The following is a 13,555-nucleotide window of genomic DNA, read 5'->3' as shown; positions in this document are numbered from 1 at the left end:
CGGTCGGGGCGCCCCTTTCGTCAGAACAGCATGGGTGCGATCAGCCCCTCGGGCAGGCGCAGCGTCATGGCCCAGGTGATCGTGGCGATGAAGCCCACGGCACCCACCGTCATCGCCGCAGCCGAGGTCCAGCGGACGCCGCCCGCGACGATCAGGAAGGCGGGGAAGAACACCGCCATCGCGGGCAGGAACCCGATCACCCAGATCAGCGCGACCACGGCGGCGAAGACGGCAAGATAGCCCTCTCGCCCCGACCAGCGGCCCGCCTGCGCGGCGGTCGCGTCGTCGTCGTGGATCTCGGACAGGCGACCGCCACGGATGCGCAGCGCAACCGCAAGGCCGCCGATCAGCGTCACCGCACCGATCACCAGCGGGAAGACCATGCCCAGGAAACTGAGGCGCGATGCCTCGAACAGGCAGTATCCGCCCGCCGCGATCAGGATCGCGGCCATCGCGATCTGCCGCCCGCGCGTCTGCTGGTCCGCGGTGTCGCTGTCGCCCTCGCTCGAGATCCCGGAGCCGAAGCGCAGGCCCAGAAAGACCGAGACGACGGTGATCAGCGCGATGATGACGACGCCCGGGCGCAGCATCCATTCCGCGCCGTAGAACTGCACGGCCTGGTACAGGTACGCCTCGGCCCCCGGTGCCAGCACGAAGCCGATCAGCAGCGCGGGGCGCGGCCAGCCGAAGCGACGCAGATAGATGCCCAAGCCCCCCATCACGATCAGCGCGACCAGGTCCGCCATCGACCGGGACGCCTGGAATGCCGCGAACATCGCGATCATCACCATGAAGGGCGCAAGGATCACGAACGGCACCTGCGTCAGGCGTGCGACCTGCCGCGCTGCCAGCACGCACAGCCCCGCGCCCAGCACGTTCGCCAGCGCCAGCGACCAGATGATCGTATAGGTCAGGTCGAGGCGCGTCTCGACCATGGTGACACCGGGCTGGATGCCCAGAAGCACCATCCCGCCAAGGAACACGGCCATCGACCCCGAACCCGGCACGCCGAACAGCAGCGTCGGGATCAGCGCGCCGCCCTGGCAGGCATTGTTGGCCGATTCCGGCGCGATGACGCCGCGGACATCGCCCTTGCCGAAATTCGTGCGGTCCCGCGAGGTCTGCACCACATGGCTGTAGGCGATCCAGTCGACCACCGCGCCGCCAAGGCCCGGCAGCGCGCCGATCACGCAACCGAGCGTCGCGCAGCGGGCGACCAGCCAGGGGTGGGACAGCACGTCGCGCACGCCGCGCGCCCAGCCGCCGCCCAGGGGCGTGCGGTCCGAAATGGCGGTGCCGCGCTTGAGCAGATCCACGATCTCGGGGATGGCGAAAAGCCCCATCGCGACGACCACCAGCGGCACCCCGTCATAGAGATAGTCGATGCCGAAGGTCATGCGCGGCTCGCCCGTGGCGGGGGCGGTGCCGATCACGCCGATCACCAGGCCGAGGCCCGCCGCCGCCACGCCCTTGACCAGGCTGCGGCCCGACAGCACGGCAACCATCGACAGGCCGAACAGCGTCAGCATGAACAGTTCCGCCGACGAGAAGGACAGCACCAGCGGACGCGCCATGACGATCGCGACCGACAGGACGGCGGCGCCGATCAGCCCACCCAGCAGCGAGCTGAAGAACGATGCCGACAGCGCGCGGGCGGCCTCGCCGCGCTTGGCCATCGGAAAGCCGTCCAGGACTGTCGCCTGGCTGGCGCTGGACCCCGGGATGCCCATCATGACCGAGGTGAAGGTGTCGCCGGTCGGGATGACCGCGACCATGCCGATCAGCATGCCCAGGGCGGCGCCCGGCTCCATCCCGTAAAGGAAGGGCAGCAGGATCGACATGCCGGCGATGCCGCCGAGGCCCGGCAGGATGCCCACGACCAGTCCGACAAGCACCCCGAGCGCGAGGAACGCCAGATGGCCGCCCGACAGGACCTGTCCCAATGCGGAAAACGCGATATCCAACATGGATGATCACTCCTTGATCGGCCGGGGCTGGTCGGCCCCGGCCCGTGATTGTCAGAAGCGGACGCCGTAATCCTGCGACAGCCATTCGGTCAGGAAGGCGCGGATCTCGGGATCGACGGTCAGGGCCTCCTGCAGGGCGGCATCGGCCTCGTCGCCGACCAGCTGGTCGTAGACGCCCAGCTCCTCGCCCGCGCGTTCGCGGAAATCGGGCGCGGCGACGATGGCCTCGGCGGCGGCGACATAGGCGTCATGCACCTCGGCGGGGACGTCGCGCGGCAGCACGACCATCTTCTGCAGCGAATAGCCGGCGATCATCAGGGCCTTCCAGGCCTCGAACGCTTCGCCCTCGGGGGCGGCGCCGGTCGCTTCGGTGAAGAACTCGACGAAGGTCGGCATGTCCGGATAGGACGGATCGCGCGAGACGTTGCCTTCGGCATCGACGATGCCCATCGAGAACAGCGGCATGGCCTTGCCCGCATCGACCAGCGGAACCACGCTGCCCAGATAGGCCGAGCTGGTCTGGAAATCGATCCCGGCCTCGCCGCGCTCGAAGGCAAGGCGGCCCGCGCCGCGGCTTTCCATGCCGAAGACGGGGCGGATGTTCAGCTCCAGCATCTTCAGCGCCAGCAGGACCGGCATCTCCAGCGCGGTCGCGCCCTGGCTGGCAAAGCGGATCTCCTCGGCGCGCAGGCTGTCCAGATCGGCGGGGCCGCTGACGCCATAGCGCGGATCGACATAGACGACCCCGCCGGTGGGCGATGCAAGGACGGCCTTCCATTCGGCATAGTCGTAGCGCACGCGCGGATCGCCCAGGATCGCCGGATACTGCGTCGAGGCCGAGGTCCCGAGGATCGACAACCCATCATCCGAGGCACGCTGCGCGAACTGGTTCGCACCGGTGATCGAGCCGCCGCCCGGCACGTTCAGCACGACGACGTTCGGCTGGCCCGGCAGGTTCTGCGACAGAAGCGGCGCGAAGAAGCGCGCCCAGACATCGGTGCCGCCGCCGACGCCGAAGGGCACGGTCCATTCGACGGTCTCGCCCTTGAAATCCTGCGCCGCGACGATCTGGGGCAGGGCGGTGGTCAGCGCCGCGACGGCAAGGATGCCGCGCAGGGTTTTGGTGAAGCCTTTCATCTCTCTCTCCTCCTGGAAAAATATCGCCGTGGTTCAGGCGGCGTGATCGTGGGTGTGGACATGCCCGTCGAAGATCATCCGCGTGGTGCGGACGACCCCTGCGCGGGTCACGAGGCCGGTGCGCGTGTCCTGCTGCACCTCGACCGGGATGCGGCCGGAGGGGTGCTGGATCACGATGCGGCGTCGGCCCTCGGCATCGGCCTCGGGCAGGCGGGCCAGCGCATGGGCCACGGTTCCGGGGGTGCAGCAGGCCGATGCGATGCAGACCGCGCCGGTGACGGCAAGTGCCGTGTGGCAGGAATGCGGCATGAAATAGCGTGCGGCGATGGTCGCATCGTCCGAGGGGGCGCCCAGCAGGACCGGCTTCGGCACCACCATCGCGCCGACATCGCCCAGTCCCATGATGCGCCCCGATTGCATGCGCAGGGCTTCCAGCCGGGCCATGAAGGCGCGGTCGGCGTCCAGGTCGGCAGCGGTCTCGTGGCCCGTCTTGCCCATGTCGGTGGCGTCGATCAGCACGGCGGCGACCGCCATGTCGAAATGCGTCACACCGATGCCGTCCACCACCTCGCGCGCCATACCCGAGGGGAGCAGCCTGCCCGTCTTCGATCCCGCCGCATCCAGGAAGGACAGGAGCACCGGCGCCGCGCTGCCCGGCACGCCGTCGATCCGCGTCGTGCCGTCATAGCGGACACGCCCGCCCGGGGTCTGGATCACGGCCTCGATCCGCTTGCCGGTGTTCACGTTGAAGATGACGATGCGGGTCTCGGGGTCGCAGGGCGCGATCAGGCCGCGCTCGATCGCGAAGGGGCCGACGGCGGCCAGCATGTTGCCGCAGTTCGGCGCGGTATCGACCAGCGCCTGCGTGACGTTCACCTGCGCGAACAGATAGTCAATATCGGCATCCGGGCGGGCCGAGCGTCCGACGATGGCGACCTTGCTGGTCAGCGGGTTGCCTCCGCCGATCCCGTCGATCTGCAACGGGTGCCCCGCCCCGAGGGCCTCGATCAGCAGCGCATCGCGCGCGGGGATGTCCTGCGGCAGATCCTCGGCCAGGAACACCGGCCCGCGCGAGGTGCCGCCGCGCATCAATGCGCAGGGTATTCTTGTCATGTGATGTAGGTCCCCCTCGGGGCGGGCGCGTCCTGCCCGTCCCTTCGAGGATCAGCCTTGCCAGACCGGACCGATTGTGTGAATTGCAATTATCGGAACCATTGATGCGGGTTGCGCATGAATATCGACCTCGAGGATCTGCGCGCCTTCGTCGCGACCGCCGACATGCAAAGCTTTCGTGCCGCCGCCGAAGCGATCAACCTGTCCCAGCCCGCCCTGTCGAGGCGCATCCAGAAGCTGGAGACCGTGCTGGGCGTGATGCTGCTGGAACGCACCACGCGGCGCGTGTCGCTGACGGCCGTGGGCCGCGATTTCCTGCCGCGCGCACGGCGCCTGCTGGACGATCTTGAAACATCGCTGATGTCGGTTCGCGAGATTGCCGAGAAGCGGTCGGGCCTTGTCAGCATCGCCTGCATCCCGACGGCGGCCTATTACTTCCTGCCGGACGTGATCAGCGATTTCGGGCGCGACTTCCCCTCGATCCGGTTCCGCATCGTGGATGCGGGCGCGAATGACGTGATGCAATCCGTGCTGTCGCAGCGCGTCGATTTCGGCATCACGCTGTGGGGTGCCGACGATCCCGACCTGGATTTCGAGCCGCTGGTCGAGGAGCCGTTCCTGCTGGCCTGTCCCAAGGATCACCCGCTGGCGTCGCGGGAGTCGGTGTCATGGGGCGAGTTGGCCGATCACCGTTTCATCACGGTGGGGCGGGGCAGCGGCAACAGGCTGATCATGGATCTTGGGCTGGCCCAGTCGCGCCTGCGACCGCAGCCCTTCTTCGAGGTGCAGCACCTCTCCACCTCGCTTGGCCTGGTCGAGGCGGGGCTGGGCGTCGCGGCGCTGCCGCGCATGTCGATGCCCGTGGGGCCGCATCCGCGCATCGCGACCGTCAGGCTGACCGATCCCGTGATCCGCCGCACGGTCGGGATCGTGCGCATCGCGGGTCGCAGCCGATCGCCCGCAGCCGAACTGTTCCACGAGATGCTTCTCAGCCGCTGGCGCATGGCCGAATGAGAAAGGGCGCGGTCGTCCCGCGCCCTTTCCGAACTTATGCCACCTGGCTTTCGGGATCGACCTCTTCGGTGTCGTCCGGTGCGATCATCTCGGCCACGCATTTCGACAGGGTGACCATGCCGACATGCTGACCGTCGCGCCCGGTGATGTTGGCGCGCGACACCTCGGCATTGGTCATGGCGCGGGCGGCCTCTTCCAGCAGGGTCGATGCGGGCAGGGTGACCGGCGTTTCCGCGTGGGCGCCCTTGCGCATGATGGTGCGGACCGAGATGACGTGGCCGCGGCGCACGTCGCGCACGAAGCTGGCGATATAGTCGTCCTTGGGGCGCAGGACGATCTGTTCGCCCGTGCCCTGCTGGATGATCTTGCCGTCGCGCAGGATGGCGATGCGTTCGCCAAGGCGCAGCGCCTCGTCCAGGTCGTGGGTGATGAAGACGATCGTCTTCTTCAGCTCGGATTGCAGGTCCAGAAGCACCGATTGCATGTCGGTCCGGATCAGCGGGTCCAGCGCCGAGAACGCCTCGTCCATCAGCAGGATCTCGGCATCGTTGGTCAGGGCGCGGGCCAGGCCAACGCGCTGCTGCATCCCGCCCGAAAGCTGGTTGGGATAGCTTTCCTCGAACCCTTCCAGACCCACGCGGGTGATCCAGCGGCGGGCGCGCTCCTCGGCCTCGCGGCGGGAGACGCCGCGCACATGCAGGCCGTAGGTGGTGTTCTCCAGCACCGTCCAATGCGGGAACAGCGCGAATTTCTGGAACACCATGCCGGTGCGCTGGCGACGGAACTCGCGCAGCTCGGTCTCGGACATCTTCGCGATGTCCTGACCGTCGAACAGCAATTCGCCCGCGGTCGGGTCGATCAGGCGGTTGATGTGCCGGATCAGGGTCGATTTCCCCGAACCGGACAGCCCCATCACGACCTGGATCTTGCCCGCGGGGATGGTCAGGTTGATGTCGTCCAGCCCCAGCACGTGGTTGTGCTGGGCCTTCAGCTCTTCCTTGGTCATCCCGTTGCGGACGCTTTCCACGTGCTTGGCGGCGTTCGGACCGAAGATCTTGTAGAGATTGCGGATCTCGATATCGTGGGTTGCCTCAGCCATGCACGGCCTCCAGGTGCTTCTGCAGGCGCTTGCCATAGGCCTGCGTCGCGCGGTCGAAGATGATGGCGATGGCGACGATGGCCAGGCCGTTCATCACGCCCAGGGTGAAGTATTGGTTGTTGATCGCCTGCAGCACCGGCTGACCCAGGCCGCGCACGCCGATCATGGATGCGACCACGACCATGGCCAGGCTCATCATGATGGTCTGGTTGACGCCGGCCATGATGGTCGGCAGCGCCAGCGGCAACTGCACGTCCGTCAGCTTCTGGCGTGCGCTGGAACCGAAGGCCTCGGCGGCCTCGAGCACGTCGGCGGGAACCTGGCGGATGCCCAGGTTGGTCAGGCGGATGATCGGCGGCACGGCATAGATCACGACGGCAATCACGCCCGGAACCTTGCCAAGGCCGAAGATCATCACGACCGGGATCAGATAGACGAAGCTGGGCATCGTCTGCATCATGTCGAGGATGGGCGTGACGGTCGCGTTCGCGCGGTCCGACCGCGCCATCAGGATGCCGGTGGGGATGCCGATCACGACCGCGATCAGCGTGCAGACGGCGACCATGGCGATCGTGCGCATGGTGTCTTCCCACATACCGAAATAGCCGATGGCCAGCAGCGCCAGCACGGTGCCGCCGACGATCTTCAGGTTGCGCCCAAGCGCCCAGACGAGGCCCGCCAGCGCGGCCAGCACCAGGATCCAGGGGCTGTCGATCAGAAGGTCCTCGATGAAGACCAGCAGAAGCTGGATCGGGTGGAATATGTTTTCGAGGGTTTCGCCATAAGCCCGTGTGAATTCGCGGAAAGCGCCGTCGATCGCGATGCGCATCTCGCGCAGGTCGCTGCGGCCCATGGCGGGGAAATCTACGAGGTCCATTGGTTCTTTTTCTTCCTCAGGAGGAGGGTAAGGCCTTGGGGTGGCAGGGCGCGGGGATGCCGCGCCCGCCCATCGTGCAGGCGCCGATTACAGCGCGCCTTCGACCTCGGCCGCGACCTCGTCCGAGAGCCAGGCCTTCCAGATCTCGGGATAGTTCTCGAGGAAGTAGTAGGCGCCGTCCTCGTTGGTGGCCTGGTTGTCGCCCATCCATGCCAGCAGTTCGTTCACGGTGTCGTTCGACCAAGCGCGCTTGCCCAGATACTCCATCGTGACCGGGTTGTTCTCGGCGAACTCGGTGGTGACGGCGGTGAACACGTCAGAGCTGGGCCATTCGTTCAGCTGCGGGTCCTCGCAATTGTTGACGACCGTGCAGTTGTCCCAGCTTTCCTTCTCGTGCTCGACGCCCAGCTCCAGCTTGGTCATGTCGTACTGACCCAGGATCGCCGTCGGCGCCCAGTAGTAGCCGAGCCAGCCTTCCTCGCGGTTGAACGCACGCGCGATCGAGCCGTCGAGACCCGCGGCGGAACCGCTGTCGACCAGCTCGAAGCCCTTCTCCTCGGCGCCGAGCGCCTGGAACTGGTTCGCGGTGATGATCTGGCAGGCCCAGCCCGAGGGGCAGTTGAAGAACGCGCCCTTGCTGCTGTCCTCGGCGCCCGGGAACAGCTCGGGATGCGCCAGCGCGTCCTCGATCGTGGTGATGTCGTTGGCCTCGGCCACGGCGGTCGGGATCCAGAAGCCCTCGACGCCGCCATCCGACAGGATCTGCGAGGCGACGGTGATGCGGCCTTCCTCGACCGCGGCGTCCAGCGGCACCTTGACCGCGTTCACCCACAGTTCGGGGGCGATGTCGGGTTCGCCCTTTTCGTTCATCGAAGTAAAGGTCGGGACGGTGTCGCCGGTGACCATGGCCACGTCGCAGTCGTAACCTTCCTCGAGGATGATCTTGTCCACCCATGCGGCCAGACCGGCCGAGGCCCAGTTCATCTCGGCAATCGTGATGTCGCCGCAATCCTCGGCGAAGGCCGCCGGGGCAGTCATCATCAGGCCAAGGACGGCCAGGGTGGGTTTCATCGGATTCATGTGCACTCCCAATGTGACTTGTCGAGGGATCGGGCCGCTTGGGCGCCCCGAAAATGGCCGCTTGGATGCGGCTTCAGATACGCAAGTGTGAATAGATGATAGACAAGCGATTTTGATTTGTCACATCAGGAACGCGAATGGGCGCTAAATGGTTGCGCAGGCGCGATAATTTAGGCAATCGAAGTAACGTGACGCAGCGTGAGGTTAGCGCCGGACAAGAATCGTCTGCATGAAAGAACCCGCGCCATCGGAATGGCGCGGGTCCGGGATGTTCGATGGCCCTGTCGGCTCAGTTCGAGAAGGCGTCGATGAGGTTCAGGATCGCAAGGATCCGGCGCGTGTCGCGATCCACGCGATAGACGCGATTCCCGTCACGGTAGTAATCTCAGTCGGGGCGGGCCTGCAGGTCGTATCGGCGCGGGTCCGCGATTCGGCGGTAATCCTCGATCCGCAGGTGGTCGCCGCGGTTCCACCGCTTCTTCGCCTGCCCCGGAGGCACGCAGGCGGGGCTCTTCTTGGCAAGGCCCGGCGGGCAGCCGTTGGAATGGCCGGGATTGGCCAGGACGGGTGGGGCGGTGACCGCGATCAGCGCCGCGGCGGTCAGGGTGGCAAGGGTTCTCATGTCGTGTCCTTCATGCAGTCCGGATGCGACATAACGCGCGAACCCCCGCCGGTCGCATCACGGGTGGGCGACCGGCGGGGATCTGCCGATGGTTCAGGCGTCGAATTCCGACAGATCGACCGCGCGTCCTTCGATCATCGAACGCTGCGCGGCCATGCCCATCAGCACGGCCCACCGGCCATCCTCGATGCTGACCTCGGGGGCGGGGCGTTCGCCGCGCACCACCTCGAGGAAGCGCTGGTGCTGGTAGAAGGTCGAGCCGTTGTGGTCGCCGGCCTCCAGCAGGGTCGGATCGACCGGGATCTCGTGGACCTCGGGGCCCTTGGGTTCGCGCGGGGACACGATGACCTGCGCGACGGGCGGGGCGCCCAGATGTTCGGGCCAGAAGCGGCCCGGTCCCGGCACCAGGGCCTCGATCTTGCCGCGGTGGCCGACGGCGCTGATCTCTTCCTGCCAGCGGGCGCCTTCGGCGAACATGCACAGCTCCAGCATGGCGCGCATGCCGCTGGCGAATTCGACGATGACATAGCCGTGGTCGAAGATGTCGGGGACATGCCCCTCGTAGGCCTCGTCCTGGTGGTTCTGCGCCTGGCCGCCCATCGCCATCACGCGGACCGGGTCGGATTTCAGCGCAAGGCGCATCAGGTCGAAGAAGTGGCAGCACTTCTCGACGAAGGTGCCGCCGGTATAGCGGTTGAACCGGTTCCAGTCGCCCACCTTGCGCAGGAAGGGGAAGCGGTGTTCGCGGATCGTCAGCATCCGGATGCCGCCGGTCGCGGCCTCGGCCTGTTCCAGCAGTCGCGCGACGGGGGGCATGTAGCGATATTCCATCGCCACCCAGACCGGCGCGGGATAGCTGCGGGCGAATTCGGCGACGGCGCGCGAATGCTCGGGGTCGGTGAACAGCGGCTTCTCGACCAGGACGGGCAGGGCCTTGCGGGCGGCGACGGCCTGCAGCTGCTCGACATGGCGGAAGTTGGGGCTGGCGATCAGCAGGCAGTCCAGGTCGTCATCGGCCAGCAGCTCGTCCAGCGTGTCGACCATGCGTGCCTCGGGGGCGATGCGGGCGGCCTCGGCACGCATCAGGGGGTCGGGCTCGTAGATCGTGCCCACGCGGGTGCCCTGCAGCAGCGCGATGTTGCGCAGGTGCTCTTGTCCCATCATGCCGCATCCGATGACCCCATAGGTCACGGTGCGAACAACCGGCTTGAACAGCGTATCGGTTGTCATCTTCTCCTCCTCAGATGAGACGCTGGACATACAGCGCCTTTTCGGTGTCGTACCAGGTACGGGAAAACTCGACCGCGGTGGTCGTCTGTGCCCAGGACAGCCGCTCGATATAGGCGGTGGTCGTGCCGGGGCTCAGGGTGAATTCGGGCGGCGACCAGTCTGGGACGCGGCCGATGCCGACGCGGTCCTCGGCGCGGGTGATCCACAGCTTCAGCGCCTTCTTGTAGGTCAGGTACAGCGAATCCTGCACCGCCTCGCGCGGGATGCGGCCCGCGGCGCCGTCCAGCCAGATCTCCTCGACGGCGATCATGGTGCGGTCCAGGAAGCGCAGGCGCCGGAATCGCGTGCCGTGATCGGATCCGCCCCATTCGGGCTGCAGCTCGTCCTTGGGCAGCCAGTCCACCGACAGCACCTGCGCGACGGGCAGGCCGCCCCCGCCATCGGCATGTTCCAGGCGGAACATCGAATAGACCGATTCGACCCTTTCGCCCGACCGGACATAATTGCCCGAGCCGTGGCGGCGTTCGATCAGCCCCTGATCCTGCAGGACCGTCAGCGCCTTGCGCAGGGTCCGCACCGTGGTGCCGTGAAGCCGCGCAAGTTCCCGTTCCGGCGGCAATTTCTGCCCATCCTGCAGCCGTCCCGCCGCCAGGTCGCGAATCATCATCTCGCTGATCTGCATGTAGATCGGCAAGGCGTCGCTGCGCTGGTCGCGGGGCTGATCGGGGTCGGTCAAAATCTGGTCCGTCGAATTGATGCACCATTGATTTACATCAAGGACAGGGGTAGCAAAAGAGAAATTCGAAGGCGACTCGGGAGGAGTTCATGTCCGTCGTACCTGTCACATCCGCCGATCTGGAGGCGGTCGAGGTCGCTTGGTTCTCGGCTCTCTGCTCGGACGATTACCGCCATCTTGGCGTGCCCGAGAACGACCTGCGCTCGTCCTGGGCGCATTGCTCGGACATCGTGAAGACCGCCGAGGCGCAGGGCTTCGGCAACATCCTGTGCCCGTCATCCTACCAGGTGGGGCAGGACACTCTGAGCTTCGTGGCGGGCTGCGCGCCGATCACGAACGCGATCAACATGCTGGCCGCCGTCCGCTGCGGCGAGATGCAGCCCATCATGCTGGCCCGCACCATCGCGACGCTGGACCACATGCTGCAGGGCCGCCTGACGGTGAACATCATCAGCAGCGACTTCCCCGGCCAGAAGGAGCCCAGCCCCTTCCGCTACCAGCGCTCCCGTGAGGTGGTCGAGATCCTGAAGCAGGCCTGGACGCAGGACAGCATCACCTACAAGGGGCAGGTCTACGACTTCTCGGACGTGAACACCGATCCGGCGCGCCCCTATCAGACGAACGGCCCGATGCTGTATTTCGGCGGCTACAGCCCCGATGCGCTGGACCTGTGCGGCCAGCATTGCGACGTCTATCTGATGTGGCCGGAAAAGACCGAGGACATCGCCGACCGCATGAAGGCCGCGAATGCCGCGGCCGAGAAATACGGACGTACGCTGGATTACGGCTTCCGTTCCCATGTCATCGTCCGCGACACCGAGGCCGAGGCCAAGGAATACGCCCGCGAGTTGGTCAGCAAGCTGGACGACGAACAGGGCCGCCTGATCCGCGAACGCGCGCTGGATGCAGGCTCGCTCGGCGTCAGCCGGCAGGCCCGCAACCGGGAACTGGCCGATCTGGAAGGCTATATCGAGCCGAACCTGTGGACCGGCGTGGGCCGGGCGCGTTCGGGCTGCGGTGCGGCCATCGTCGGATCGACCGACCAGGTGCTGACCAAGCTGGAGGAACTGCGCCGGATGGGCATCAGGGCCTTCATCCTGTCGGGCTATCCGCATATCGACGAGGCCGAGCATTTCGGCAGCCGCGTGCTGCCGCAGATGAACACCTGCCAACTGAACCGCGTGTGGGGCCGCGTGCCCGACACCACCCCCAATACCCCGCTCGGCGCGGGTGAAAGGCGCTGATATGGAACGCGTGAAGCTGAACGACGACCTGGAACTGTCGCGACTGGTCTATGGCATGTGGCGGATCGGCGACGATGCCGACACCTCGACTAGGCATGTCCGGGCCAAGATCGACGCCTGCCTTGCGCAGGGCATCACGACCATGGACCAGGCCGACATCTATGGCGATTACGGCGCCGAGGCGATCCTGGGCGCGGCCCTGCGCGAGGATCCGTCCCTGCGCGACAAGATCGAGATCGTGACGAAATGCGACATCGTCGCGCCGATCGGTCGCCACTCGGATGCGCCGTGCAAGTATTACGACACCTCGAAGGCCTATATCGACGCGGCGGTGGAAAACTCGCTGCGCGACATGGCGATCGACCGGATCGACCTGCTGCTGATCCACCGCCCCGATCCGCTGATGGACCACCGCGAGACCGGCGCCGCGCTGGACGCGCTGGTCGCGTCGGGCAAGGTGCGCGCGGTCGGCGTGTCGAACTTCCGTCCCTGGGACGTGGACCTGCTGCAATCCGCGATGGAGACGAAGCTGGCCACCAACCAGATCGAGATCTCGCTGGCGGCGGTCTCGCCCTTCACCGATGGCGATCTGGCCTTCCACCAGCGCCGTGACGACGCGGTCATGGCATGGTCGCCCCTGGGCGGCGGCAGCCTGATGACCGGCGACGGTCCGGTCGCGCGCGAACTGGACGCCATCGCGGCGGATCGCGGCGTGGACCGCGCGGCGGTGGCCGTGGCCTTCCTGCTGCGTCACCCCGCCCGCATCCTGCCGGTCCTGGGCACCAATTCGCTGAACCGCATCCCGCAGATCGCGGACGCGCTGAAGGTCGAGCTGACCCGCATCGAGTGGTTCCGCCTTTACCAGGCCGCACTGGGCCGCGAGGTCGCATGACCGACACGCATCGCAGCTTCGTTCCGACTGCCGAGAACGGTCGCGACCTTCGCGACGCCTTCGGGCGTTTCGCGACGGGCGTGACCGTCGTCACGGCCTGCGGCGCCGAGGGCTGCGCCGCGATCACCGCGAACAGCTTCAGCTCGATTTCCATGGAGCCGCCGCTGGTCATGTGGTCGCCCGCGAAATCCAGCGCGCGCCACGACGAGTTCGCGGGCGCCGAGCATTTCGCGATCCACGTTCTTGCCGCCGACCAGATCGACCTGGCGATGGCGATCGCCAAGGACCGTCGCGCGATGGTCGATGCGGTTCTGGGAACCAACGACGACGGCGTGCCCGTGCTGGACGACTGTCTGGCGCGTTTCGACTGTCGTCGCTATGCCTTGCACGAGGCGGGCGATCACACGATCGTCCTGGGCGAGGTCCTGCGGGCGACGATCCGCACGGGCGCGCCGCTGGCCTTCTTCGGGGGCAGGGTCGCCAGGGTCGTCGAGGACTGACCCGTGGGGCCCGAACGTTGAGGAGCGGTCGGGCCTTGTGACAT

The 13,555-nt window shown here is 66.8% G+C and carries 13 protein-coding genes; 4 read left to right on the top strand and 9 right to left on the bottom strand.

Translation table 11 applies throughout. The annotated features are described in order from the left end of the window. Window positions 1-20: 20 nt before the first annotated feature. From F804_RS0103585 to F804_RS0103575, 3 genes are read right to left on the bottom strand one after another with little or no spacing between them, the layout of a single operon-like run. Window positions 21-1,967: a tripartite tricarboxylate transporter permease gene (locus F804_RS0103585; protein WP_022706377.1), complete on the bottom strand. Its 1,947-nt coding sequence runs from the start codon at window positions 1,965-1,967 to the stop codon at window positions 21-23. Window positions 1,968-2,018: 51 nt separating this feature from the next. Then, complete coding sequence (locus F804_RS0103580) at window positions 2,019-3,104, bottom strand: Bug family tripartite tricarboxylate transporter substrate binding protein (protein ID WP_022706376.1); 1,086 nt, start codon at window positions 3,102-3,104, stop codon at window positions 2,019-2,021. A gap of 33 nt (window positions 3,105-3,137) precedes the next feature. Beyond that, window positions 3,138-4,217, bottom strand: a complete 1,080-nt coding sequence (locus tag F804_RS0103575) for a 4-oxalomesaconate tautomerase (RefSeq protein WP_022706375.1) — start codon at window positions 4,215-4,217, stop codon at window positions 3,138-3,140. 117 nt (window positions 4,218-4,334) lie between these two features. Here F804_RS0103575 and F804_RS0103570 point away from each other — a divergent pair, with 117 nt between their 5' ends. Beyond that, entirely contained in the window at window positions 4,335-5,231 is an 897-nt protein-coding gene (locus F804_RS0103570; RefSeq protein ID WP_022706374.1) for a LysR family transcriptional regulator, read from the top strand. A 34-nt stretch (window positions 5,232-5,265) separates the two neighbouring features. On the opposite strand, the gene F804_RS0103565 is transcribed toward F804_RS0103570, so the two are convergent. The 6 genes from F804_RS0103565 to F804_RS0103540 form a co-directional block, all read right to left on the bottom strand. Continuing rightward, window positions 5,266-6,330 (bottom strand): quaternary amine ABC transporter ATP-binding protein, encoded by a 1,065-nt coding sequence (locus F804_RS0103565; RefSeq protein WP_022706373.1) that lies wholly within the window; start codon window positions 6,328-6,330, stop codon window positions 5,266-5,268. Then, window positions 6,323-7,207: an ABC transporter permease gene (locus F804_RS0103560; RefSeq protein WP_022706372.1), complete on the bottom strand. Its 885-nt coding sequence runs from the start codon at window positions 7,205-7,207 to the stop codon at window positions 6,323-6,325. The genes F804_RS0103565 and F804_RS0103560 overlap by 8 nt, the downstream gene beginning before the upstream one ends. Window positions 7,208-7,294: 87 nt before the next feature. Continuing rightward, window positions 7,295-8,278 carry an ABC transporter substrate-binding protein gene (locus tag F804_RS0103555; protein ID WP_022706371.1) on the bottom strand — a complete coding sequence of 328 codons (984 nt, stop codon included), beginning with the start codon at window positions 8,276-8,278 and terminating at the stop codon, window positions 7,295-7,297. A gap of 394 nt (window positions 8,279-8,672) precedes the next feature. After that, window positions 8,673-8,909, bottom strand: coding sequence for a hypothetical protein (locus tag F804_RS15530; protein WP_051142279.1), 237 nt, complete (start codon window positions 8,907-8,909; stop codon window positions 8,673-8,675). A 93-nt stretch (window positions 8,910-9,002) separates the two neighbouring features. After that, entirely contained in the window at window positions 9,003-10,139 is a 1,137-nt protein-coding gene (locus tag F804_RS0103545) for a Gfo/Idh/MocA family protein (protein ID WP_022706370.1), read from the bottom strand. A 10-nt stretch (window positions 10,140-10,149) separates the two neighbouring features. Beyond that, window positions 10,150-10,821 (bottom strand): GntR family transcriptional regulator, encoded by a 672-nt coding sequence (locus tag F804_RS0103540; RefSeq protein ID WP_051142287.1) that lies wholly within the window; start codon window positions 10,819-10,821, stop codon window positions 10,150-10,152. A 143-nt stretch (window positions 10,822-10,964) separates the two neighbouring features. On the opposite strand from F804_RS0103540, the gene F804_RS0103535 reads away from it, so the two are divergent. From F804_RS0103535 to F804_RS0103525, 3 genes are read left to right on the top strand one after another with little or no spacing between them, the layout of a single operon-like run. Next, window positions 10,965-12,119 (top strand): LLM class flavin-dependent oxidoreductase, encoded by a 1,155-nt coding sequence (locus F804_RS0103535; RefSeq protein ID WP_022706368.1) that lies wholly within the window; start codon window positions 10,965-10,967, stop codon window positions 12,117-12,119. Window position 12,120: 1 nt separating this feature from the next. After that, a complete protein-coding gene (locus F804_RS0103530; RefSeq protein ID WP_022706367.1) occupies window positions 12,121-13,011 on the top strand; it encodes an aldo/keto reductase in 891 nt (296 codons plus the stop codon). After that, complete coding sequence (locus tag F804_RS0103525; protein WP_022706366.1) at window positions 13,008-13,511, top strand: flavin reductase family protein; 504 nt, start codon at window positions 13,008-13,010, stop codon at window positions 13,509-13,511. The genes F804_RS0103530 and F804_RS0103525 overlap by 4 nt, the downstream gene beginning before the upstream one ends. Window positions 13,512-13,555 lie beyond the last annotated feature (44 nt).

The organism is Paracoccus zeaxanthinifaciens ATCC 21588 (assembly GCF_000420145.1).
In the GTDB taxonomy this organism is placed as follows: domain Bacteria; phylum Pseudomonadota; class Alphaproteobacteria; order Rhodobacterales; family Rhodobacteraceae; genus Paracoccus; species Paracoccus zeaxanthinifaciens.
This window is presented reverse-complemented; position numbering and strand designations above follow the sequence as displayed.